26 protein-coding genes are annotated in these 22,009 nt (G+C 74.1%); 13 read left to right on the forward strand and 13 right to left on the reverse strand.

All coding sequences use genetic code 11. The features are described from left to right. Window positions 1-574 precede the first annotated feature (574 nt). The 4 genes from BJ983_RS23315 to BJ983_RS23330 form a co-directional block, all read right to left on the reverse strand. Complete coding sequence (locus BJ983_RS23315; RefSeq protein WP_179795990.1) at window positions 575-904, reverse strand: hypothetical protein; 330 nt, start codon at window positions 902-904, stop codon at window positions 575-577. 2 nt (window positions 905-906) lie between these two features. After that, window positions 907-1,578 (reverse strand): thermonuclease family protein, encoded by a 672-nt coding sequence (locus BJ983_RS23320; protein ID WP_179795991.1) that lies wholly within the window; start codon window positions 1,576-1,578, stop codon window positions 907-909. A 129-nt stretch (window positions 1,579-1,707) separates the two neighbouring features. Further along, on the reverse strand, window positions 1,708-2,343 hold the full coding sequence (locus BJ983_RS23325) for a DUF3159 domain-containing protein (RefSeq protein ID WP_179795992.1): 636 nt from the start codon (window positions 2,341-2,343) through the stop codon (window positions 1,708-1,710). A 130-nt stretch (window positions 2,344-2,473) separates the two neighbouring features. After that, complete coding sequence (locus tag BJ983_RS23330) at window positions 2,474-4,357, reverse strand: S9 family peptidase (protein WP_179795993.1); 1,884 nt, start codon at window positions 4,355-4,357, stop codon at window positions 2,474-2,476. 53 nt (window positions 4,358-4,410) lie between these two features. Between BJ983_RS23330 and BJ983_RS23335 the strand changes: the two genes are divergently transcribed. Next, entirely contained in the window at window positions 4,411-5,190 is a 780-nt protein-coding gene (locus BJ983_RS23335) for a MerR family transcriptional regulator (protein WP_179795994.1), read from the forward strand. Beyond that, window positions 5,187-6,446 carry an aminotransferase class III-fold pyridoxal phosphate-dependent enzyme gene (locus BJ983_RS23340; RefSeq protein WP_179795995.1) on the forward strand — a complete coding sequence of 420 codons (1,260 nt, stop codon included), beginning with the start codon at window positions 5,187-5,189 and terminating at the stop codon, window positions 6,444-6,446. Before BJ983_RS23335 ends, BJ983_RS23340 begins: the two co-directional genes overlap by 4 nt. Here BJ983_RS23340 and BJ983_RS23345 read toward each other — a convergent pair. After that, entirely contained in the window at window positions 6,430-7,284 is an 855-nt protein-coding gene (locus BJ983_RS23345; RefSeq protein ID WP_179795996.1) for a sterol desaturase family protein, read from the reverse strand. The two genes, BJ983_RS23340 and BJ983_RS23345, sit on opposite strands and share 17 nt — an antisense overlap. A 70-nt stretch (window positions 7,285-7,354) precedes the next feature. On the opposite strand from BJ983_RS23345, the gene BJ983_RS23350 reads away from it, so the two are divergent. After that, entirely contained in the window at window positions 7,355-7,972 is a 618-nt protein-coding gene (locus BJ983_RS23350; protein ID WP_179795997.1) for a proteophosphoglycan 5, read from the forward strand. 46 nt (window positions 7,973-8,018) lie between these two features. Here BJ983_RS23350 and BJ983_RS23355 read toward each other — a convergent pair whose 3' ends face one another. Beyond that, a complete protein-coding gene (locus BJ983_RS23355; protein WP_179795998.1) occupies window positions 8,019-8,564 on the reverse strand; it encodes an SbtR family transcriptional regulator in 546 nt (181 codons plus the stop codon). 82 nt (window positions 8,565-8,646) lie between these two features. Here BJ983_RS23355 and BJ983_RS23360 point away from each other — a divergent pair, with 82 nt between their 5' ends. Continuing rightward, complete coding sequence (locus tag BJ983_RS23360) at window positions 8,647-9,579, forward strand: SDR family NAD(P)-dependent oxidoreductase (RefSeq protein WP_179795999.1); 933 nt, start codon at window positions 8,647-8,649, stop codon at window positions 9,577-9,579. Here BJ983_RS23360 and mtnA read toward each other — a convergent pair. Then, window positions 9,576-10,520 (reverse strand): S-methyl-5-thioribose-1-phosphate isomerase, encoded by a 945-nt coding sequence (mtnA, locus tag BJ983_RS23365; RefSeq protein ID WP_179796000.1) that lies wholly within the window; start codon window positions 10,518-10,520, stop codon window positions 9,576-9,578. The genes BJ983_RS23360 and mtnA overlap by 4 nt on opposite strands. Before the next feature lie 183 nt (window positions 10,521-10,703). Between mtnA and BJ983_RS23370 the strand changes: the two genes are divergently transcribed. Further along, window positions 10,704-12,254, forward strand: a complete 1,551-nt coding sequence (locus BJ983_RS23370; protein ID WP_179796001.1) for an alpha/beta fold hydrolase — start codon at window positions 10,704-10,706, stop codon at window positions 12,252-12,254. 82 nt (window positions 12,255-12,336) lie between these two features. Here BJ983_RS23370 and BJ983_RS23375 read toward each other — a convergent pair whose 3' ends face one another. After that, complete coding sequence (locus tag BJ983_RS23375) at window positions 12,337-12,648, reverse strand: hypothetical protein (protein ID WP_179796002.1); 312 nt, start codon at window positions 12,646-12,648, stop codon at window positions 12,337-12,339. A 68-nt stretch (window positions 12,649-12,716) separates the two neighbouring features. Here BJ983_RS23375 and BJ983_RS23380 point away from each other — a divergent pair, with 68 nt between their 5' ends. Together BJ983_RS23380 and BJ983_RS23385 are read left to right on the forward strand one after the other, a co-directional pair. After that, window positions 12,717-12,947 carry a ribbon-helix-helix protein, CopG family gene (locus tag BJ983_RS23380; RefSeq protein ID WP_179796003.1) on the forward strand — a complete coding sequence of 77 codons (231 nt, stop codon included), beginning with the start codon at window positions 12,717-12,719 and terminating at the stop codon, window positions 12,945-12,947. Continuing rightward, window positions 12,934-13,281 (forward strand): type II toxin-antitoxin system PemK/MazF family toxin, encoded by a 348-nt coding sequence (locus tag BJ983_RS23385; protein ID WP_179796004.1) that lies wholly within the window; start codon window positions 12,934-12,936, stop codon window positions 13,279-13,281. Before BJ983_RS23380 ends, BJ983_RS23385 begins: the two co-directional genes overlap by 14 nt. A 292-nt stretch (window positions 13,282-13,573) precedes the next feature. Here the strand turns inward: BJ983_RS23385 and purU are convergent, their stop codons facing one another. Next, a complete protein-coding gene (gene purU, locus BJ983_RS23390) occupies window positions 13,574-14,431 on the reverse strand; it encodes a formyltetrahydrofolate deformylase (protein WP_179796005.1) in 858 nt (285 codons plus the stop codon). A gap of 13 nt (window positions 14,432-14,444) precedes the next feature. Then, window positions 14,445-14,795: a hypothetical protein gene (locus tag BJ983_RS23395; protein ID WP_179796006.1), complete on the reverse strand. Its 351-nt coding sequence runs from the start codon at window positions 14,793-14,795 to the stop codon at window positions 14,445-14,447. 382 nt (window positions 14,796-15,177) lie between these two features. Between BJ983_RS23395 and BJ983_RS23400 the strand changes: the two genes are divergently transcribed. Beyond that, complete coding sequence (locus BJ983_RS23400) at window positions 15,178-15,423, forward strand: hypothetical protein (RefSeq protein WP_179796007.1); 246 nt, start codon at window positions 15,178-15,180, stop codon at window positions 15,421-15,423. Window positions 15,424-15,476: 53 nt separating this feature from the next. Here the strand turns inward: BJ983_RS23400 and BJ983_RS23405 are convergent, their stop codons facing one another. After that, window positions 15,477-15,650, reverse strand: coding sequence for a CsbD family protein (locus BJ983_RS23405; protein WP_179796008.1), 174 nt, complete (start codon window positions 15,648-15,650; stop codon window positions 15,477-15,479). Window positions 15,651-15,669: 19 nt separating this feature from the next. Continuing rightward, entirely contained in the window at window positions 15,670-16,641 is a 972-nt protein-coding gene (locus BJ983_RS23410; RefSeq protein ID WP_218890423.1) for a DUF3048 domain-containing protein, read from the reverse strand. Between the two features lie 44 nt (window positions 16,642-16,685). Between BJ983_RS23410 and BJ983_RS23415 the strand changes: the two genes are divergently transcribed. The 5 genes from BJ983_RS23415 (at window position 16,686) to BJ983_RS23435 (ending at window position 21,511) form a co-directional block, all read left to right on the forward strand. Next, window positions 16,686-17,387, forward strand: coding sequence for a DUF1707 SHOCT-like domain-containing protein (locus tag BJ983_RS23415; protein WP_179796009.1), 702 nt, complete (start codon window positions 16,686-16,688; stop codon window positions 17,385-17,387). Window positions 17,388-17,435: 48 nt separating this feature from the next. After that, on the forward strand, window positions 17,436-19,238 hold the full coding sequence (locus BJ983_RS32500) for a protein kinase domain-containing protein (protein ID WP_179796010.1): 1,803 nt from the start codon (window positions 17,436-17,438) through the stop codon (window positions 19,236-19,238). Between the two features lie 72 nt (window positions 19,239-19,310). After that, a complete protein-coding gene (locus tag BJ983_RS23425) occupies window positions 19,311-19,700 on the forward strand; it encodes a hypothetical protein (protein WP_179796011.1) in 390 nt (129 codons plus the stop codon). Between the two features lie 36 nt (window positions 19,701-19,736). After that, window positions 19,737-20,744 carry an acetamidase/formamidase family protein gene (locus tag BJ983_RS23430; RefSeq protein ID WP_179796012.1) on the forward strand — a complete coding sequence of 336 codons (1,008 nt, stop codon included), beginning with the start codon at window positions 19,737-19,739 and terminating at the stop codon, window positions 20,742-20,744. An 8-nt stretch (window positions 20,745-20,752) separates the two neighbouring features. Further along, a complete protein-coding gene (locus BJ983_RS23435) occupies window positions 20,753-21,511 on the forward strand; it encodes an SDR family oxidoreductase (protein ID WP_179796013.1) in 759 nt (252 codons plus the stop codon). Here the strand turns inward: BJ983_RS23435 and BJ983_RS23440 are convergent. Continuing rightward, window positions 21,508-21,996, reverse strand: a complete 489-nt coding sequence (locus tag BJ983_RS23440; protein ID WP_179796014.1) for a hypothetical protein — start codon at window positions 21,994-21,996, stop codon at window positions 21,508-21,510. The genes BJ983_RS23435 and BJ983_RS23440 overlap by 4 nt on opposite strands. Between the last annotated feature and the right edge of the window lie 13 nt (window positions 21,997-22,009).

The following is a 22,009-nucleotide window of genomic DNA, read 5'->3' on the forward strand; positions in this document are numbered from 1 at the left end:
GGCGGCCAGGGCGCTCCGCCCCTGAACCCAGGACACCGGCCTCAGGAGAGACGGGGACGAGCTCGAGCACGGCCAGGAGGCGGAGGTGGTGGTCGGGACGGGGCCTCACCCACGACGGCGCGTCCGAGGACTGCCAGACCGCCCGCACGGCCGCAAGCGCCCACCACCCAGCGAGCAGCCGGCCACGAGGAGAAGGGGCGCTTGCACCCGCACGACCGGCCCCGCAGGGCAGAGCCCGCGCCGCCGAGGGAGAGACCCCGAAGACGAACCCTGCGGCAGAAAGCCGCGAACACGACGACGCCGAGCGTCCCGGTTCAGCAGCGCAGCCGGGTCGCTCGGCGAGATCGATGGGGGCGGTCAGGTCGGTCCGCTTGACCGCGGATTCTGACCGCAACGACAGCAGACGTCGGCAGCGCGGGGTAGCGGCGGGCAGTGGCTGGACCACGGGCCCGGACCGGCGCGGACTTTCCCGGACGGGGTCTCGGCGCCTACGGATCAGAAGGTTAGGGGTTCGAATCCCTTCGGGCGCGCATCACGAGGGCCCGTCACCACCGGTGGCGGGCCCTTCGTCGTGTCAAGCGGCCAGGGTTGCCTCGATCTCCTCGCGGTGGAAGTCGGCCGGCTGGACGAGGCTGCCCGTGTAGTCGTCCCGGTGCGCGATCCGGGAGCCGCACCAGCCGCAGCCGCCGGCCGCGTCGACGACCGCGCGGCCCTCGACCTCGGCGCGCCGGTCGACGACCTTCCGCTGCTGGACCTGGTCGTAGACCCACCAGATCCCGAACGGCACGGCGAGGATCGCTGCGGTGATCAGGGCCCACTTGATGATGAGGATCGCCAGGCCGATCAGGAGGACGATCCCGATCACGGCGCCGAGGCCGGACGGGTTCGAGCGTCGCGAGGCCATCGTCAGCACCACCACTTCTTCGCGCAGTACCCGCCGGTGAGGGCGCCGTCGGGAAGGCCGTTGTCGCCCCGGCGGGGCAGGGGGACGTAGACGTGGTCGTCGTCATCGGACGAGGACGACGGGCTCGACGTCTCCGGTGCGGAGCAGGTCCGGCCGTTCGGGTCGGCGGAGCGCAGTTCGTCCAGGTAGGTCGGGTCGGCCTTGCTGGCGCCGTCGGCCTGCGTGTGGTCGTAGGTGACGGCGAGGGTGCCGTAGTCGCCGGCGCTCGTGTCGACGTAGCGCAGCAGCCGGCCGTTGCGGTCCTTCTCGACGCCGGGCTCGGTGCGGAGGGTGACCTGCTGCCCCTCGAGGTAGGTCTCGGCGGTGGACGTGGCCTGCCGGCCGCCGTAGGTGGAGGCGTCGCAGGCGTCGATGCCGAGGATCCGGATGCGCTGCCCGCCCGCGACGAAGGTCTCGCCGTCGACGACGTCGGTGACCGTCACGGTGTCCCCGGTCGGCTCGGGCGCCGCAACCGGTGCCGCCGCGGCGGGGGCCACGTACCTGGGAGCCGCGGGGGCGCTGACCGCGGCCGGGGCCGCCGTCGTGCTCGTCCCGCCGTCCGACAGGTCACTGATCGCGACGAGGCAGAACACCCCTGCCGCGATCCCGGACCAGACCTTGTATGCCGTGCGCACCCTCGTCGTCCCCCCGACCGTCCTCGTGTGTCGTGGCTGTTGTCGGACGAGCTGACCAGCGTGTTACCCGCCCATGACCTCCGCGTCGAACTCCGCGCGCGCCCGCTCGATCGCGGGGGGCCGACGCGCTCAGAGCAGCGCCTTCGAGCTGCGTCGGAAGGCCCACACGACGACGAGGGCGGCGAGCACCGTCAGCGGGGTCCCCATGGCGACGCGGGCGATGCCGAGACCGCCGGTCGCGTCGGCGAGGTAGAGCCACTGCTGGACGACGAAGCGGGCGCCGAAGACGACGGCGGCGGCGAGGGTGGCCAGGTCGTGGGCGCGCAGCACCCGGCGGTGGGCCCGCCACGGGTGCTTCCCGCCGTGGACCAGGTTCCACACGATGCCGGTGATCGGCCGGCGCGCCAGCAGGGACGCCGCGGTGACCACGAACCCGGCGAGGGCGGCCCAGATGCCGATGACGAAGAAGTCCTTGGCCGACCCGGTGAACGCCACGAGGGCGGCGGCGACCCCGACGCCGAGCAGGCTCCCGACCGCCGACGCGACCTTCTCGCCGCGCACGAGCCGGAAGATCGTCAGACCCAGGCCGGCGGCGAGGGAGACGGCCAGTGTGATCGGCAGGGAGAGGAAGGCGTTGGCCGTCACGAACACGACCACCGGGATCGTGGAGTAGACGAACCCCAGGGGGCCGCCCATCTGGTCGAGGACGGTCGGGGTCGCGGTGGGCGTGGGCCGCGTCGGGGCGTCGGTGTGCTGTTCGTTCATGCCCTCGAGGGAAGTCCGTGCCGCTGCGGCACACTCAAGGCCCGCGTGACCCGGCCCACAGCCCCAAGCGGATCGGACTACCTCGACCGGCTGGCGGTGCACGGCGTCGAGGAGGCGGCCGCCGTCCCGATCACGGCGTGAGCGACCGGCCTCCCAGGTGCTCGGCGAGGAACCGCTCGGTCGCCCGGAACATGTCGATCAGGTTCTCGGTCTGCGCGAACATGTGGCCCTCGTCGGCGTAGACGCGGTAGTCGACCTCCACCCCGCGTGAGCGCAACGAGGCGACGATCGTGTCCGACTCCGCCTGCGGCACCCGCACGTCGTTGGCGCCCTGGAAGACCATCAGCGGCGTGACGATGCGGTCCGCGTGCGTGATGGGCGAGCGCTCGATCATGTCCGCGTACGCCACCGGGTCCTCCGGGTCGCCGACGTAGGCGTACCAGTTGTTCACCAGACCCGGCCGGATCGCCGCCGGGAGCGCCAGCATGAACGTGGCGAGGTTCGAGATGCCGACGTAGTCGACGGCCGCCGCGAACACCGACGGGTCCCGCGTCACCGCCGTCAGCGTCGCGTAGCCCCCGTAGGACCCGCCGAAGATCCCCACCCGCTCCGGGTCCGCGTGCCCCTGCGCGACCGCCCACTCCACGGCGTCGAGCAGGTCGTCCTGCATCGCCCCCGCGAACTCCCCGATCCCGGCCTGCATGTGGTCACGGCCGAAGCCGGTCGAGCCGCGGAAGTTCACCTGCAGCACGGCGTAGCCGCGGTTGGCGAACAGCTGGGCGACCGGGTCGTTCCCCCACGCGTCGCGGGTCCACGGGCCGCCGTGCGGCACGAGCACCAGCGGTCCGGGACCGTCGGCACCCGGCGGACGGGTCAGGTACGACGGCAGGTCGCGTCCGTCGCGGGCGCGGACGGTCACCGGCACGGTCGGGGCCAAGGTCGTCGGGTCCAGGTGCGGGTGGCTGCCGAAGAGCCTGCGCGCCTCGCCCGTGGCGTGGTCGTAGAGCCACGTCGCGCCCCAGTCCCGGTCGTGCCCGAACGTCACCAGCCAGCGCCGTCCCGCCGCGTCCGTCGACACCGCGCCCAGGTCACCGTCCGACAACGCCTCGAGCCGCTCGAGGACGGGTGCGAACCACGCCGCGACCGGGACCACGACCTGCCGTGCGTGGGAGTACCGCACCGCCACGAGCTCGCCGTGCCGGTCGAGGACCAGCGGCGAGGGGATCGTCGGGAAGACCTGGCCTCGGCTGTCGAGGTCGAACTCCGGGTGGCCCGCGACCTCCGTCTCCACCCCCGTGGTCAGGTCGAGGTGCACCAGGCGCAGCCGGTCGGTGTGGCCGTGCCGGCCGATCCACAGCCCCGTGCCGTCCGGGGTGAGCTGCGTCGGGAAGGGGCCGGTGGGGTGGTCGGCGCCATCGAATGCGGCCACGACGCGGACGGTCCCGTCGGGCCGGCGGTGGTTGACCGTCCAGTGCCCCTCGTCGTCCTGCCCGATCCCGTAGAGGTCGCCGCCGGGCGCGACCATCGTGCCCCCGACCTCGCCGTCGCCCGTGGCGATCACCGTCAGCGCGCCGGTCGCGACGTCGATCTCGCTGGTGTCGACGCGCTCCGGGCGCTCGTGGTTCATCGCGACCACGAGCCGGCCGGGTCGACCGACGGGCACGGCGTGGCCGAAGACGCGGGCGCCGGGGAACGGGGTGAGGTCGACGGCGGGCGCGGCGGTGTCGGAGAGGTCGTCGAGGTCGACGCGGTACACGTGGAAGTGCTCGTCGCCGCCGGAGTCCTGCGCGTAGACCAGCCACCGGTCGTCGACCCAGGTGTACTGGTGGATGCTCCGCGTCTCGTCCGCGGTGACGCACCGGGCCGCGTCGAGGTCGTCGACCGGGGCGACCCAGACGTTCAGGCGGTCCTTCCACGGCGCGAGGAAGGCGATCCGCCCGCCGTCGGGTGAGAGCGTGGCGCCGGCCCGCTCGGGTGGGGAGACGAGGTCCTCGACGGGGATCAGCGGTGTCATGGACCCAGCGGACACCGTGCCGTCGCGGCACGGTCAAGGGCAGACTCCCCGGCGTGGGGTGGAGCACGCGGGAACTCGCCGAACTCGCCGGGACCAGCCTGCGCTCGGTCCGGCACTACCACGACGTCGGGCTGCTGCCCGAGCCCGAGCGGCGCAGCAACGGCTACAAGCAGTACGGCGTCGCCCACCTCGTGCGGCTCCTGCGCATCAAGCGGCTGGCCGACCTCGGCTTCTCCCTGCCGCAGATCGCCGAGCTCGGCGCGGGCGACGAGCACCCGGCGGAGGCCCTGCGCGCGCTCGACGAGGACCTCGCCGCGCAGGTCGACCGGCTCCAGCACCTCCGGGCGGAGCTAGCAGAGATCCTCGAGCACGAGGTGCCGACCGACCTGCCGAACGACCTCGCCGCCGTGTCCACCGCGACGCTGTCGGACACCGACCGGAACCTCGTGACCGTCATGGGCCGGACCCTCGGCGCGGAGGGCCGCCAGGTCTACGCCGACCTGGTGCGGGCCGAGGACACCGACCCGCAGCTGACCGAGGAGTTCGAGGCGCTCGACACGGACGCCGACGAGGCGACCCGGGACCGGCTCGCGGAGCGCTTCGCCGACGAGGTCCTGGCCCGCGCCGCCGCCGAGCCCCGGATCACGACGTTCGGTCTCGACGCCCCCGGCGGGATCCCGCAGTACCTGCGCACGGTCCGGCGGGCGATGGAGGACCTCTACAACCCGGCCCAGCTCGACGTCTTGAACCGGATGGTGCACCGGTTCCGGGCGCGCTGGGACCCCGAGGCCCTGGCCGAGCGACCCGACGTCGGGAAGCATCCGGAGACGTGAGCGACGAGAAGCACCTCATCCGCTACTCGGGTCGCGGGGCGTTCGCTCGCGACCTCATCGCCCGGGCGGCGGGCAGCTCGGTGTTCACCGAGGACGGCCGGGAACTGCTCGACTTCACCTCCGGGCAGATGAGCGCGATCCTCGGCCACTCGCACCCGGAGATCGTCGCGACGGTGCAGGAGCAGGTCGCGAGCCTCGACCACCTGCACTCGGGCATGCTCAGCCGCCCGGTCCTCGACCTCGCCGAGCGGCTCGTCGCCACCCTGCCCGCCCCGCTCGAGAAGGCCGTCTTCCTGACGACGGGTGCGGAGGCCAACGAGGCCGCGCTGCGGATGGCGAAGCTGGTCACCGGGGGCCACGAGGTCGTGTCCTTCGCCCGGTCGTGGCACGGGATGACGCAGGGCGCCGCGAACGCGACCTACAGCGCGGGCCGGGTGGGCTACGGGCCGGCGGCGCCGGGCAACTTCGCGCTGCCGGTGCCCGACCGCTTCCGACCCTCGATCGTCGGTCCCGACGGCGAGCTGGACTGGCGCCGGCAGCTCGACCTCGGCTTCGACCTGGTGGACGCCCAGTCGGTCGGCGCGCTCGCCGCGTGCCTGGTGGAGCCGGTCCTGAGCTCCGGCGGGGTCGTCGACCTCCCGCCGGGCTACCTCGCCGCGCTGGCGGAGAAATGCCGCGAGCGGGGGATGCTGCTGATCGTCGACGAGGCGCAGACCGGGCTCTGCCGCACCGGCGACTGGTACGCGTTCGAGCGCGACGGCGTGGTGCCGGACATCCTCACGCTCTCCAAGACCCTCGGTGCCGGGCTACCGCTCGCGGCCGTCGTCACGAGCGCGGAGATCGAGGAGCGGGCGCACGAGCGCGGGTTCCTGTTCTTCACCACCCATGTGAACGACCCGTTGCCCGCGGCCGTGGGCCTGACCGTGCTCGACGTCCTGCAGCGCGACGGTCTCGACCGGCGCGCGGCCGAGCTCGGGGAGCGGTTGCAGGCCGGCCTGCGGTCGTTGCCGCACGACGTGGTCGCCGACGTGCGGGGCCGCGGCCTGCTGGTGGGACTGGAACTCGGCGGCGCGGACGCCGATCAGCGGGGCGCGCGGGTGACCGCGCGATGCGCCGAACTCGGGCTGCACGTGAACATCGTCCAGCTCCCCGGCATGGGAGGGACGTTCCGCATCGCGCCGCCGCTGACGGCGTCCGGGGAGGAGATCGACCGGGGCGTGACGATCATCGGCGAGGCGCTCAGCTCGGTGCGCTGACCTTCTCGACGGCGGGGCCGCCCGGCGGGGCGAACACGTGCGCGAGCCGCGCACGCCACGTCGTCGCCGCCCGCACGTCGCGCCAGATCGCGGCGAACTCGTGGTACTGCAGGCCGGCCACGTTCTGGGTGGGCGGCGGCGTGGTCAGGCCGTAGCGGGGACGGTGGGTCTCCTCGGCGTATGTGCCGAACAGGCGGTCCCAGACGATGAGGACCCCGCCGTAGTTGCGGTCGAGGTACTCCGGGTCGCTCGCGTGGTGGACGCGGTGGTGCGACGGCGTGTTGAACACGAACTCGATCGGTGCCGGGAGCCGCCCGATCCGCTCGGTGTGCACGAAGAACTGGAAGACGAGGTTGAACGAGAACGCCGTGAAGATCATCCACGGCGGGACGCCGAGCAGGGGCAGCGGCACCCAGAACAGCATCTCGAACCACGGGTTCCACTTCTGGCGGGCCGCGGTGGACAAGTTGAAGTACTCGCTGTTGTGGTGGGCCTGGTGGGCGGCCCACACGAGGCGCACCCGGTGCGCCGTGCGGTGGTAGCCGTACCAGAGCAGGTCGACCGCGAGCAGCACGCCGACCCACGTCCACGGGCTCGAGGGGTCCAGGCGCAGCGGTGTGAGCTCGTAGAGCACGGCGTAGCCGAGCAGCGCCACGAACCGGGCGACCGTGTTGAACAGCAGCGCCACCATCCCGCTGATCACGCTCGTGACGGTGTCGCGACCGTCGTACCCGCGCAGGTCGTCGTCGGCGAACACGGCGAACGAGACCGCCTCGAGCACGACGAATCCGATGAAGAACGGCACCGCGAGGGTGAGGGGATCCCGGAGGACCGACATGCGCCCATTCTGCCGAACCGGGTAGTTCCCCCCACCCGCACCCGGATCGGGTGCCGACAGGATGCCGCGTATGGCTCTCGTCCCGGTCGACCTGCCCACCCCGACGACGATGCGCGGCCGCTGGGCCGCGTTCGCCGCGATCCTCGGCGCCCGCGGCTGGGGGAGCGGCGCCTTCGCCGAACCCGCCCGCTGGCACTACGACGACGGCGGGGGCAACTGGGCCGACCTGCACCTCGTCGGCGACGGCCGCGCCGTGCTCGTCGGGAACGACCACGAGTACTCCGACACCTACTTCCGCGAGGCCGCGACGTACTTCCAGGAGGAGGAGACCGACCTCCTCGCGGGCGCGCCGGACTGGTGGGAGGCGCCGGCGATCGACGGGATGGCGCGCCAGATGTGGGTCGGCTTCGTCTACGGCTGGGACGGCGAGGGCTGGTGGCGGGCGCCCTACGACCTGTCCGACGGGTTCGCCTCGCTGCACCCGGTCTTCGTCGACGACGAGCGGTGCCGGGACCTGATCGTCGAGTTCGTCGAGAACGAGGCCCCGCACCCGGTCCGTCCCGAGGCGGTCGACGCGCTGATCGCGGCCGGCGCCGACCTGGACCGCGAGACGCTGCGTGCCGTCGCCGACGTGCCGGAGTGGGACCTCGACGCCGGGGTCGCGGCGGCACGGGCCTTCCGTGGCTGACGGGCCGGCCGTCCGGCGGGCCTCGGGCGGGTCGGCCCGGGTCGGATCAGTCCGGGCCCGATGAGCTCGGGACGGTCAGCCCGTCCAGGACGAAGCCGGCGAGGCGGTCGGCCCGCTCGGACCAGGTGTCGTCGTCCGGGAGCGTCCACAGGCCGGCGAGCAGGGCGAGGACGTCCGCGGAGTCCCGGTCCTCGCGCAGCGTCCCGTCGGCGACGCCCCGCGCGAGGATGCGGTCGAGGGCGTCGAGGATGACGCCCCGCGCCGGCGGATGGTCGGCGCCCGGGGCGTGCAGCAGGTCGCCGAGCGCGCGCTTCGTGCGGGCGAACTCGACGAAGCGCAGGAGCCAGCGCGCCAGCGCGACCGACCCCGACCTGTCGTCGGGAACGGAGCCGAGCGCCTCGATCTCCTGCGCGTAGGCCGCGGCGACCAGGGCCTCGCGGTGCGGGAAGTGCCGGTAGAGCGTCGCGATGCTGACCCCGGCGTCGCGGGCGACCACGTCGAGGGCGACGTCGGGGCCGTCGGAGGCGAACCGGCGGGCCGCGCTCTCGAGGAGGGCGGCGCGGTTCGCGCGGGCGTCGGCACGGGGGGACACACGACAAGCGTAGGCGGCCTACGTTTCGGTGGTACGGTTGAGTCGCAACCGTAGGAACCCTACGTTTCTGAGGAGCACGACCATGACCATCCAGACCCCCTTCGGCGAGTTCTCGACTGCGGACGAGGTCGCCGAGGGGATCGACCTCACCGGTCGGCGAGCCGTCGTCACCGGGGCGTCCTCCGGCATCGGCGTGGAGACGGCGCGGACCCTCGCGACCCACGGGGCCGAGGTGACGCTCGCCGTCCGGAACCTCGAGGCGGGCGAACGGGTGGCGACGGAGATCCGCGGCCAGGGCGGGAAGGTCGACGTCCGACCGCTGGAGCTCGGTGACCGCGCCTCGATCGCCGCGTTCGTCGACGCGTGGGAGGGCCCGCTGCACCTGCTGGTGAACAACGCCGGCGTGATGGCGCTGCCGGAGCGCACGCTGATCGACGGACAGGAGGCCCAGTTCGCGACGAACCACCTCGGGCACTTCGCCCTGGCCACGGGCCTGCACCGGGCGCTCGCGGCGGCCGACGGGGCGCGCGTCGTCTCGGTGTCGTCCTCGGCGCACCTGCGGCTTCCGGTGCTGTTCGACGACCTCAACTTCTCGTTCGTCGCCTACGACCCCTGGATCGGCTACGCCCAGTCCAAGACCGCGAACGTGCTCTTCGCCGTCGAGGCGACGCGGCGCTGGGCGGACGACGGGATCACGGTCAACGCCCTCATGCCGGGTGGGATCGCGACGGGGCTGCAGCGCCATGTGGACATGGAGGCGCTGATGGCCGTCCGTCGCGCGGCGGGGGCGTCGCCCGAGATGAAGACCGTCGAGCAGGGCGCGTCGACCTCGGTGCTGTGCGCGGTGTCCCCGCTGCTCGACGGCGTGGGCGGTCGGTACTTCGAGGACTGCCACGAGGCGACCGTGCTGACCGACCGCACGCAGGCCGACGGCCGGCACGGGGTCGCGCCCTTCGCGCTGGACCCGGCGAACGCGGAGCGGCTGTGGGAGGTCTCGGAGCGCCTCGTCGCCTAGCGCCAGGCCTGCTTCTCGGTGACCACGGCCGTGATCAGGTCGAACGGGGTGACGTCGAAGGCGGGGTTGTAGACGGGGGTGTCCGCGAGGGTCGTGGTCCCGCGGACCTCGTCGGCACCGCGCTCCTCGACGACGATGTCCGCGCCCGTCGGCGTGTGCGGGTCGATCGTCTCCTCGGGGGCCACCACGAGGAACGGCACGCCGGACCGGGCGGCGGCGCACGCGAGCGAGTAGGTGCCGATCTTGTTCGCGGTGTCGCCGTTCGCGGCGATCCGGTCGGCGCCGACCAGTACCGCGTCGACCAGACCGGACGCGATCGCCGCGGGCCCGGCCGAGTCCACGCAGAGCCGGTGCGGGGCGCCGGCCCGGGCGAGCTCCCAGACGGTGAGTCGGGCGCCCTGGAGCAGGGGTCGGGTCTCGCACGCGAGCACCTCGGTGAGCGCCCCGCGGTCGTGCAGCCGCAGGATCGCGCCGAGGGCGGAGCCGCCCGGTCCGCACGCGAGATCGCCCGTGTTGCACACCGTCAGGGTCCGCACGGGTCCGGGGCGCAGCTCCTGCACGAGGTCGGCGGCGCGTTCGGTGGACCGGGCGTTGACCACGGCCGCCTCTGCCGCGACGAACCGGGCCTCGGTCAGGGCCGCGGCGGGCCCGTCGTCGGCGCGGGCGAGCACCCGGCGCACGCCGAGGCTCAGCGGGACCGCCGTCGGGCGGGCGGTCGCGACCCGCTCCGCGGCCTCCGGGGTCCCGAGCGCACAGGCGAGGGCGGCGCCGTACGCGCCGGCGATCCCGAGGCTCGGTGCGCCGCGGACCGCGAGGCTCCGGATCGCGTCGACCACCTCGTCGACGGTGCGCAGGGTCAGCCACGAGGTCGTGTGCGGGAGGGCGCGCTGGTCCAGCAGCACCACGGCAGGGCCCTCGTCCGACCAGTCCACGAACTCCACACCACCGATGGTGACACCCGCGGTCCGTCCGGTGGATCTGCGCGGCACGATCAGGAGAAATCGGGCAGGGGCGAGCCGTTAGCCCGTGTGGGTGTCTAGAGTCCGCCGGAGTCGTGGGATCCACGTGAGGAGAATCCGCTGCGCACTCGGGTCGTCAGTCTCGCCGCCGTCCTGCTCCTCGCCGTGCTGGGAGCGCTCACCGCCGTTCCCGCCCAGGCGGCCCCGGCCGCCTACCAGCCGCCGCCCGTGACGTTCGGCCCGTGCACCAGCGCGTCGCTGGTCCAGGCGGGGGCGCAGTGCGGGTTCGTCACCGTGCCGCTGGACTACGCGAACCCGGCCGGGCAGAAGATCCGGATCGCGATCTCCCGGGTCGCGCACAAGACCCCGGACGCGCAGTACCAGGGGATCATGCTGACCAACCCGGGCGGCCCCGGCGGGAGCGGGCTCGGGCTGTCCCGGCTGCAGTCCCGGGTGCCGAACGGCGCGGGGAACGCCTACGACTGGATCGGGTTCGACCCGCGCGGCGTGGGCGCGAGCACGCCGTCGCTGTCGTGCGACAAGACCTACGCCGGGTACAACCGCCCGTACTACGTGGCGACGCAGGACCCGCGGGCCGAGAGCGCGTGGCTGACCAAGTCCGCGCGGTACGCCGCGGCCTGCGCGGTGGCGAACCGGCCACTCCTGGCGCACCTGCGGACGACCGACACGATCGCGGACATGGAGTCGATCCGCCTCGCGCTGGGCGCGCAGCAGATCAACTTCTACGGCTTCTCGTACGGCACCTACCTCGGCACCGTGTACGCCACCCTCCACCCGCAGCAGACCCGGCGGATGGTGCTCGATGGTGTCGTCGACCCGTCGAAGGTGTGGGAGCAGGCGAACGACGACCAGGACGTCGCGTTCGAGAAGAGCATCGGCGTCTTCTTCGCCTGGGTGGCGAAGTACGACTCCGTCTACCACCTCGGGACCACCGAGCAGGCCGTCCGCGCGACCTACGACGGGCAGTACCAGAAGCTGCGCACCCAGCCCGCCGGCGGCCTGATCGGCTCCTCGGAGTGGAACGACATCTTCCTGCAGGCCGGCTACTACGTGTACGGCTGGGAGGACATCGCCTCGGCGTTCTCTGCCTGGGTGAACCAGAACGACCCGGCCGGTCTGCTGGCGCTGTACCCGCCGCCGACCGACGACAACGGCTACGCGGTCTACCTCGGCGTGCAGTGCACCGACGCCCCCTGGTCGCGCTACCCGCAGTTCCGGGCGAAGAACACGGCCCTCTTCCCGCAGGCACCGTTCGAGACCTGGGCCAACGCGTGGTTCAACGCGCCCTGCACCTTCTGGCCGGCCCCGGCGGGTCGGCCGACGGCCGTCAACGGGGCCGCCGCGCCGCCGATCCTGCTGGTCTCCGAGACCCTCGACGCGGCGACGCCCTTCACCGGTGCGCTGGCCGTGCGGCAGTCGTTCCCGAGGTCCGCGCTCGTCGAGGGCACGGGCGGCACGACCCACGCGGGGACGTTGCAGGGGCAGGCGCCGTGCGAGGACCGGATCGTGGCGCGCTACCTGAGCGACGGGACCCTGCCGGCCCGCTCGGGCGGTGGGGGTGCCGACGCGCAGTGCGCCCCGACCCCGCAGCCCACGCCGACGGCGGTGAACGTGCCCGCGCCCACGGCGGCGACGGCCAAGGCCGCCGCCAGCGCGGTCACCGCGGTGGCGCCGCAGCGCTGGTTGGGGAACTGACGCGGGCCCGGGAGGCGAGGTTCACGCTGGGCGGGTTCCGGAGGTCCCGGGGCTGCCTGGTGTGGCCCTCGCGCCGGGGTGCTCAGTGGAAGCGCACGGCGAAGCCGACCGGGTGCAGGTCGGCCGAGAAGAACACGTCGAACCGGGTGTACGCCTCGGCCTCCGGTTCCTCGGCGGACGACCAGGAGAAGCTGAGCTCGGCCTCGCCGGCGGTGGGCACGGTGATGGTGTCGAGCCAGAACCCGCGTCGGTCGTGGTGCAGGTAGAGCGACAGCAGGTGCAGGGCCTTCCCGACGAGGGCCTCGCGCTCGGCCACCACGCGCGCGGCGAACTCCTCGCAGCCGGGATGGACCTCGACCTCGAGCCCGTCGTCGTGACGCTGGATGCGGCTCACCCGGCGAGGATGCCAGCCGTTCCCCCGAGGTGGAGGAAGGAGCGGTAGGAAGGCGGTAGTATCGAGGTGTGAAGCTCAGTGTGAGTCTCCCGGACGAGGACGTGGCGATCCTCGACGAGTTCGCGCGCACGCGAGGGCTGCCGTCCCGGTCGGCGGCGGTCCACCACGCCGTCGGCATGCTCCGGCTGCCGCACCTCGAGCAGGACTACGAGGCGGCGTGGGACGAGTGGGCCGGCTCGGGTGATCCCGAGGCGTGGGAGGCCGCGGCCGGCGACGGCGTCGCCGATGCTGCGCGGTGAGATCCGGGTCGCCGACCTGAACCCCGTGCGCGGCGCCGAGGCCGACAAGCGTCGACCGGTGGTGGTCGTCAGCAACGACCGGGCCAACTCCGCGGCGGTTCGGCTGGGTCGCGGGGTCGTCACGGTCGTGCCCGTGACCGGCAACGTCGACCGGGTCTACCCGTTCCAGACGCTCCTCCCCGCCGCGGCGACCGGCCTCCGACGTGACTCGAAGGCGCAGGCCGAGCAGGTGCGCTCCGTCGCCGTGGAGCGCCTGGGCGGGGTGATCGGTCGGCTCCCTCCCGAGACGCTGGCCGAGCTCGACGACGCCCTCCGGCTCCACCTCCAGCTCTGAGCGGGTCAGCTGTCCGGCCCGGACGCATCGATGGCGCCGCTCGCGCGTCCGGTGCGAGCGATGGGCCATTCCTGTCACGGGGCACGGGCGGCTGCATCACGATCGGGTGATACCGGCTCACACGCGGCGTACCGGCGGCGATGAGGGGGCACACACCCCGCCCGGTTGGAGGAGAACGTCATGGCCGTGCCCACCCCGAGGACGCCGACCGGCATCCCCGCGCTCGCCCTGCTGCTCGTGCTCCTCGTGATCGTGCTCGCGATGTGGGTCGCCTGGACGGCCTGACCGACCGCTAGAACACGACCGTGGTCGTCCCGTCGCGCATCACGCGGTCCTCGCAGTGCCAGCGCACCGCGCGGGAGAGCACCGAGCGCTCGACGTCCGCGCCGAGACGGGTGAGGTCGGCCGCGGTGTGGCGGTGGTTCACCCGCACCACGTCCTGCTCGATGATCGGGCCCTGGTCGAGCTCCTCGGTGACGTAGTGCGCCGTCGCGCCGACGAGCTTGACCCCGCGCTCCTTGGCCTGCCGGTAGGGCACGGCGCCCACGAAGGCGGGTAGGAACGAGTGGTGGATGTTGATCATCGGTGCGCCGACGGCCTCCAGCAGCGAGCCCGACACGATCTGCATGTAGCGGGCCAGCACCACGAGGTCGAGGCCGGCGAGCAGCTCGGCCTGGCGGGCCTCCGCCTCCGGCTTGCTCTCGGGCGTGACGGGCACGTGCACGAACGGGACGCCGAACGACTCGACGGCGGCGGCCAGGTCGGGGTGGTTCGAGACGACCACCTCGACGGTCGCGTCGAGGTCGCCGCGCTGCGTCCGCCAGAGCAGGTCGAGCAGGCAGTGGTCGATCCGCGAGACGAGGATGCCGACGCGCTTGGGCACCGCGGTGTCGGTGACCGAGAACTCCATCGCGAAGTGCCGGGCCACGTCGGAGTCGAAGGCGGCGCGGAGCCGGTCGAGGTCCCGCGAGGGCAGGGCGAACTCGGTGCGCTGGAAGTACGTGCCGTCGTAGGTCGCGGTGGTGTGCTGGTCCAGCGACAGGATGTTCGCGCCCGAGGCGGACAGGAACGACGAGACGGCGGCGACGATCCCGAACCGGTCGGGGCAGCGCACGAGGAGGCGGCCGACGGTGTCGGCGGGGCGTGACACGCGGACAGGCTAGTCAGGCGTACCGCGACACCGCGCGGGCGTCGAGCTGGGTGGGCACCGTCGCGCGGGGCATGCGGCGACGGGGGGAGCGCAGCGGCGTGAGGGCGTCGTTGCGCCGGCGGACGATGGTGGTGGCGAGGTCGCGGGAGCGGGCCTCGAGCTCGTCGTCCTCGCCGCCGGTGAGCGCGGCGGCGGCGTCGCCGACCTGCAGCGCGATCCGGGCCAGGTCGTCGAGGAGGTCCGCGGACCAGTCGAAGCGGTCCACCCCGTCGGGGCAGCGTGCCTGCATCTCGGTGACCTCGCCCAGCGTCTCGTGCGCCCGCCGCACCGCCTCGGTCAACCGGCGGCGTCCCTCGTCGTCCACGAGACCTGCCTCCTCCGCCGCGCCGTGACCCGTCCCGGCCCACGCAGAGTGCCCGACCCCACGCGATTCACACGTGCGTCGGTGGCCCGGAGGTCACGGATCGGTGAACGCGGGACGACGGAGGCCGCGATGGGCCGATCGGGACGGGGCTGACGCGATCGGGTGACCGGCGCCGACACGTCCTGTCCCGGACATGGGGAAGCCCGGTCGGCGGGGGGACACCGACCGGGCTCGTGTCGATCACGGGGGGCATGATCGACCCTCTTAACGTTCCTCTCCGTGGTCGGCGGCGTCAAGGAACAGTCGGACGTCCGAGCTGTGCCGTGTCACTCAATCCGTCCGGGTCCGTGCGACCATGTGCGCCGGCGGAGGGGAGAGCGTGATGCGCATCCGACTGCAGGACGGTCCCTGCGCGGGCGAGCACGACGTGCGGGTCATCGATTCCGCACCGCCGCCCGAGGAGTACCTGGTGCTGGTGGAGAAGGGCCCGCGCACGCCGACCGACGGCGTGAACGGCGGGACGATCCCGGGCGTCAACGTCTTCGCGGTGCACCGCCTCGCCCGACGCGACCCGGACGGCACCCCCGTCTACGGCTTCGCGGGGCAGCGCCACACCCGCGGCTACTGAGCCCTCGTCGGAGACGACGGGTCCGCGCGGCGGACCCGTCGTCGGGACGCGGATCAGGACTTGAAGGCGTCCTTGATCTTCTCGCCGGCCTGCTTGATGCTGCCCTTGGTCTGGTCGGTCTTGCCCTCGGCCTGCAGCTCCTTGTCGTCCTGCACCTTGCCGACGGTCTCCTTCGCCTTGCCCTTGAGCTCGTCAGCCTTGTTGTCGATCTTGTCACCGGTAGCCATGAGCAGGGGATACCCGAACTCAGGCCGCCACCAACAGCACCCAGACCGGTCCGGGCGCGAACGTCAGCGGGGTGCCGTCCGCGGCGGTGAACGCCGTCGGGTCGGCGGGCGCGGCCCGGGACCAGGTGCCGGTGGAGCGGCGGCCGTCGCGGAGCACGTCGACCGGCCCGGAGCCCACCGTCACGGCCGTGGGGGAGGGCGCGCCGGCGACGTCGCGGATCGCCGAGGTCCGCACCGGCACGCGCTGCACCACGATCGTCGCGGGGCGGACGTCGGTGGGCGCGCCCCCGACGGTGAGGTCCCACCGGTCGCCGTCGGCGCGGGCGAGCACCTCGGTCCGTCCGACCCGCTCCACGACCTCCGCGGCCGGGGTCGCGCCGGCGTCCACGGGACCGAAGCGGAAGCCGACGTCGCGCGGTGCGGCGGCGTCGGGGGCCGCGGCGAGCAGCGCGGCCGGGTCCGCCACCAGGTCGTGGGGCGCCGGCCGGTCCGGCGCCCGGCGGTAGGCCGCCGGCACCCGCTCCGCCGACACGCCGTCGATCGCCGCGGCCGCGACGTCCCGGTCGAGCTCCGGGGCGTTGCCGGAGTAGGCCAGCGCCGGGCGCCCGTAGGCAGCGAGCACGTCGAGGTCGGACTCCCGCAGGCTGCGGACCGCGCCGACGGTGGGCGGCAGCCGCGAGGCGAAGACCGCGAGCAGCCGGGTCAGCCCGGCCTCGACCGGCTCGACGTAGACGACGTCCGCGTCGCCGACCCCGATCCACGGCCGTGCTTCCGGGGCGTTGTCGACCTTCACCGCGAGCACGGCCCGGCCGGGGTCGCCCGGCTCTCCGGTCAGCGGGGACATCCCGGCGGTCGCGGTGCGCGTGGCCGCGGCGGGACCGGTGGGCGCGTCGCGCCCGCCCAGCACCACGAACCCCAGGACCGCGGCCAGCGCCAGCGCCAGGAGCACCCCCAGCGCCTGCGTGCGCCCGTCGCCCCGCCCGTCCGCCACGGTGAGCATCATCGTCCGGGCCCGCCGCGACCTATGATCAGGGCATGGCGCGCCGCGCAGCGCAGGATCCCGAACCGGTCGACCCGCCGCGGGAGCGTGCCTCCGACGCCGAGCGCGAGGACGTCGCCGCGATGCTCGCGCGGGCGATGGTGGCGGGCCGGCTGACGCCGGTCGAGTACTCGGACCGGGCGGCGATCGCCCAGGCCGCGCGGTACCGCGATCAGCTCGACGGGCTGCTCTCCGACCTGCCCGGGTTCGTGCTGCACTCCTCGCACGGCAGCGACGTGCTCGACCTCGAGGCCGGGCTGGGCGGCTCGATCACCCGCCGCGGGTACTGGAAGGTCCCGCCGACGGTGCGGGTGCGCAGCTGGGTGGGGCGGGTGCTGCTCGACTTCTCGGAGGCCGAGGCCACCACCGCGGTCACGGCCGTGGAGCTCGTCACCGGGATGTGCACCCCGACGATCGTCCTGCCGGAGGGCGCGACCGCCGACGTGGACGACCTGCGCATCTCCGCGGGCGCCGTGCGGGACGAGACGGTGCACCGCCGCGAGCGCGGGGATCTGCACGTCAGCGTGCGTGGACGGCACTCCTTCGGCGACGTCGTCCTGCGCCACCCGGTCCGCGGACGCTGGGAGCGGCTGCGGGCCCTGCCGGCCGAGGCGCCCCGCTCGGTCGCCCGGAGGGTGACCCGGGTCCACCGACCCGCCCGGCCCGACGCACGCCGATCCGACGGCCCGGGGCGGTAACGTCGAGCACCCGCGACGCCAGCCCGTGAGACACCGAGGAGGGACCCCGTGACGCTCGACCCCGGCGCCGGGCTCCGGCTCCTCGCCCCCCTGGCGGTCGGCGTCCTCGTCGCCCTGCTCGCCTCCCCGCTGTACCGGGCCCTCGTCGCGCGCCGCCGCCAGGCGCTCCTGGTCGACCGGGTGGTCACCGGCCGGGTGGCCCGGCTGACCGGTCCGGAACGCCGTCGCGCCGTCCGCCACCTGCACCGTCAGGCGGGCGACCCGGTGCCGATGGTGCTCGGTCTCGCCGCCCTGGCCGGCACGATCTCCGTGGTCGGCGCCCTGTTCACCGCCCGCGCCACGACCGGCGGCAACGCCGACCGCCGGGCGGTCATCGACGGTCTGCTCGGGGCCCTCGACGACGCCGGGCTCCCGACGCCGGGTGCGGGCTCGGCCGTGCTCGTGGTCGCGTCGGTGGTCTCGGTGCTGCTCGCGCTCGCCGTCGCCACCCTCCACGTGGCCGCCCTCGACGTCGAGCGCCGCCGGGCGATGCCCGTGACGCGACCGTGGCCGCTGTCCCGGCGCCGCACGACCTGGCTGCTCGCCGTCCTGGTGTTCGCCCTGCTGCTCCTGATCGGGCTGGAGAACGGCGCACTCGCCGCCGGCCTGTACCTCCTCGGCCACCAGATGACGCTGCGCGCGCTGCGACCGAAGCTCTGCACGATGGCGCCCGCCCTGCCGGAGGCCCTGCGCGCCGCCCGGCTGCCCGACCCGAAGGAGCGCCGCCTCATCCGGTCGCGGCGCGGCCCGGCGCCGGCCGTCGGTGCCGCCGGCGCCACCGGGGCGCGGCCGCCCACGGCGGCCCGCCCGATCCCCCCGGCCGGACCCCGCTCGGGCCCGGGCCGCACACCGCCCCCGGTCGCGCCGCCGCGCTCCACCGCCGCTCCCCGCCCGCCGACGACGGCGACGCGCCTGATCGACATGGCGCCGCCGGAGCAGCCGCTGAACCCGCACGACCCGCGGACGGTCGGCGAGTACCAGCTCACCGGGCGGCTCGGCTCCGGCGGCATGGGCACCGTCTACCTCGGCCACCGGGCGGGCACCGCGGGTCAGGTGGCGATCAAGGTGCTCGCCCCGCACCTGCTCGACGACGTCGATGCCCGCACCCGGTTCCTGCGCGAGGGCCAGACCCTGCAGAAGGTCACCGGCGACTACACCGCGCGCGTCCTCGGGGTCGGGTTCGACGGCTCGATGCCCTACATCGTCATGGAGCGGCTCGACGGCCCGTCGCTGCACGCCTACGTGTGCGAGAGCGGCGCGGTGCGCGACGCCGAGACCCTGACGCGGATGGCCATCGCGCTCGCCCGCGCCCTCGCCGCCCTGCACAACGACGGGATCACCCACCGCGACCTCAAGCCCGGCAACATCCTGCTGACCTCCGCCGGCCCCAAGGTCGTCGACTTCGGGATCGCCCGGGTCGTCGGGCAGACCCACCACACCCCGGCGGGCAACATGGTCGGCACGCCCGGGTACATGGCGCCCGAGCAGGTCACCGGCAACGGCGCGGGCCCGGCGACCGACGTGTGGGCGTGGGCGTGCTGCGTGGTCTTCGCCGCCCGTGGCGACCACCTCTTCGACGGCGAGAACATCGTCGACATCGCGCGGCGCATCCTCGACGGGCCGCCCGCCGACGCCTTCACCGGCGTCGGGCGACTCTCCCCGCGCCTGGTCCCGGTCCTGCGGCGCGCCACCGCGCAGGACGCCGCCGACCGACCCCGCGACGGTGCGGCGCTGCTGCGGCTGCTGGACCGTTCGGGCGCCACCGCGACCGTCGGCAGCTTCGCCTGGGACAAGCTCGTCGGCGCCCGCTGAGGCACCCCCGTCGTCGGGACGTCCGCTGCTACGGTTCGGCTCGCATCGACCGAACCGAGGAGGGGCGGGCACGTGGCCAGCTGGGACGACCTGGTGCTGTGGGTGCGGGTCCGCTACGAGGTGATGGCGCAGAGCGCGGACAGCCTCACCTTCCGCCTCCCGACGGGCGAGGACCGTGACCAGCTCGTCTACGTCCGGCACCGCGGCGCGGTCGACGGGCACGACTGGATGCAGATCGAGTCGCCGATCGCGAAGCTCGACCAGATCGACGCCCGGCGCCTGCTCGAGCTCGCCGAGGACGCCGTGGTCGGGGGCGCAGCCGCCGTCGACGGGGTCGCCGTGTTCCGGCACGCCGCGCCGCTGGAGGACATGAGCTTCGCCGAGTTCGAGGGGCCGTTCCGCCTGGTCACCGAGACCGCGGACCGCCTCGAGCAGCAGCTGACGGGCGCCGACCACTTCTGACTGGACCTCGGCGCGCGGACCCAGCAGGATCACCGCGTGGCCGAGCTCGAGTTCACCCCGACGCCCGAGCAGTACGCCTGGACCTTCGGCGGGGTCGCCCCGGTCCGCGAGGTCGAGCCGGGCACCGTCATGCGCCTGTGGTGCGACGACGCCTTCGGCGGGCGCATCCGCGCGGTCACCGACCTGCCGAGCGCGGTGCTCGACGCGCGCTTCCTCAACCCGCAGACCGGGCCGTTCGCGGTCCGCGGCGCGGAGCCCGGCGACACCCTGGTGCTGCACCTGGTCGACCTCACCCCGGCCCGCGAGTGGGGCGCCTCCACGCTCGTGCCGTTCTTCGGCGGCCTGACCGGTACCGATCGCACGGCCCTGCTCGACGACCCGCTGCCCGAGCTCACCTGGATCTACGAGCTGGACCGGGCGCGGAACACCGTCACGTTCGTGGCGCGGCGCAGCGACTTCAGCGTCGACCTGCCCGTGGCGCCGATGCTCGGGACCGTCGGGGTGGCGCCCGCGGCCCGCGAGGTCCGCTCCTCGCTCACCCCGGACGCCTTCGGGGGGAACATGGACACGCCCGAGATGCGGGCCGGCGTCACCTGCTACCTGCCGGTCAACGAGCCCGGCGCGCTGTTCTCGGTGGGTGACGGGCACTACCGGCAGGGCGAGGGCGAGTCCTGCGGCACCGCCGTCGAGGGTGCGATGGACGTGACCCTGATCGTGGAGCTGGTGAAGGCCGACGTCGCGCCCGCGCCCCTGTGGCCGCGCATCGAGAGCGACGAGGAGCTCATCACCGTCGGGTCCTCCCGCCCGCTCGAGGACGCGTGGCGCATCGGGCAGAAGGAGATGATCTCCTGGCTCGGCACGCTGCACGGGCTGGACCGCCTCGACGCGTACGAACTGCTCACCCAGATCTCGCTGGCCCCGCTGGCCAACGTGGTCGACACCAACTACAGCGCCGTGACGAAGGTGTCCAAGGCGTTCCTGCCCCGCGTGGACCCGTACGGCGGCCTGCACGCCGACCTGCGGGCCCGCGCCGCGTCGCTCTAGGAGACCCCGTGGATCTGCAGCTCGCCGGACGCAAGGCCCTGGTCACCGGGGGCAGCAAGGGCATCGGCCGGGCGGTCGTGGAGAGCCTGGCCGGGGAGGGCGCGACGGTCGCCTTCTGCGCGCGGGGTGCCGAGGGCGTCGAGGCCTGCGTCGCCGACCTCACCGCGGCGGGGCACGACGTGCGCGGGGCCGCGGTCGACGTCGCCGACGGGGACGCGCTGCGGGCCTGGGTGACCGGGTGCGCCGAGGACCTCGGCGGCATCGACGTCGTCGTGGCCAACGTGTCGGCGCTCGCCATCCCGCCGACCGAGGAGAACTGGGAGGCGTCCTTCCGCACCGACATGCTCGGTACCGTGCGCCTCGTGGAGGCGGCGCTGCCGGCCCTGGAGGCCTCCGGCGCCGGGTCGATCGTCACGATCTCGAGCGTCTCCGGCCGCGAGATCGACTTCGCGGCGGGTCCGTACGGCACCTTCAAGGGCGCGATCGTGCACTACACGCAGGGGCTGGCCCATCAGCTCGCCGGCCGCGTCCGCGCGAACTCGGTGTCGCCCGGCAACACCTACTTCGAGGGTGGGGTCTGGGAGTCGATCGAGTCCGGCGACCGCGAGCTCTACGACCGCGCGCTCGCGCTCAACCCGACCGGCCGCATGGCGCGCCCGGAGGAGATCGCCGTGGCGGTCACGTTCCTCGCGAGCCCCGTCGCGTCGTTCGTGACCGGCACCAACCTCGTGGTCGACGGCGCGCTGACCCGCGGCGTGCAGCTCTAGCGCTGCCGGCCCTCGGGCAGAGCGGGGCGCTCCGGGCCGAAGATCAGCGAGACCAGGGCCTGCGCCGCCGCCCCGACCGCTCCCACCGCGGCCACGACGGTGCGGGCGGTCCAGTCGACGGCCACCTCCACCCCGTACCGGGTGGCGGCACCGGCGCGCCGCCACCGGCTCGCGAGGTCCTCGGTCGGCCGCGCGGGCAGGTGCCGCGGTGCGAGCACGAGCTCCGTTCCCGACGACGGGTCGGGGCGCTCGGCCGGCCCGGAGGGCGCCCGGACGGCGCCGGGCCGGGCGGTGCGCCGGTGCGGAAGCAGCGGTCCGACGTGGGGGTGCCGGGGTGCGGGGACGTCGGCCGAGAACAGGGCCGGACCGTCACCGAACCGGGCGATGGCGGCCGCCTCGCCCGCGACCAGCCCCGGGCGGTCGCCGCCCGCGGCGTCCGACCCGTCCGGAGCCTCCCCGCGGGGATCGGCCGGGTCGTCGGTCATGGTCACCTCTCGG

The sequence above is a fragment of the Actinomycetospora corticicola genome (assembly GCF_013409505.1).
Taxonomy (GTDB): Bacteria; Actinomycetota; Actinomycetes; order Mycobacteriales; family Pseudonocardiaceae; genus Actinomycetospora; species Actinomycetospora corticicola.

Coding starts and splice junctions, on each gene's coding strand:
- BJ983_RS23350 (WP_179795997.1), top strand. CDS start 7,355: ATGGCTCTCGTCCCGGTCGACCTGCCCACCCCGACGACGATGCGCGGC.
- BJ983_RS23415 (WP_179796009.1), top strand. CDS start 16,686: ATGGCGCGCCGCGCAGCGCAGGATCCCGAACCGGTCGACCCGCCGCGG.
- BJ983_RS23345 (WP_179795996.1), bottom strand. CDS start 7,284: ATGTCGGTCCTCCGGGATCCCCTCACCCTCGCGGTGCCGTTCTTCATC.
- BJ983_RS23385 (WP_179796004.1), top strand. CDS start 12,934: ATGCTGCGCGGTGAGATCCGGGTCGCCGACCTGAACCCCGTGCGCGGC.
- BJ983_RS23440 (WP_179796014.1), bottom strand. CDS start 21,996: ATGACCGACGACCCGGCCGATCCCCGCGGGGAGGCTCCGGACGGGTCG.
- BJ983_RS23360 (WP_179795999.1), top strand. CDS start 8,647: ATGACCATCCAGACCCCCTTCGGCGAGTTCTCGACTGCGGACGAGGTC.
- BJ983_RS23315 (WP_179795990.1), bottom strand. CDS start 904: ATGGCCTCGCGACGCTCGAACCCGTCCGGCCTCGGCGCCGTGATCGGG.
- BJ983_RS23325 (WP_179795992.1), bottom strand. CDS start 2,343: ATGAACGAACAGCACACCGACGCCCCGACGCGGCCCACGCCCACCGCG.
- BJ983_RS23405 (WP_179796008.1), bottom strand. CDS start 15,650: ATGGCTACCGGTGACAAGATCGACAACAAGGCTGACGAGCTCAAGGGC.
- BJ983_RS23400 (WP_179796007.1), top strand. CDS start 15,178: ATGCGCATCCGACTGCAGGACGGTCCCTGCGCGGGCGAGCACGACGTG.
- BJ983_RS23330 (WP_179795993.1), bottom strand. CDS start 4,357: ATGACACCGCTGATCCCCGTCGAGGACCTCGTCTCCCCACCCGAGCGG.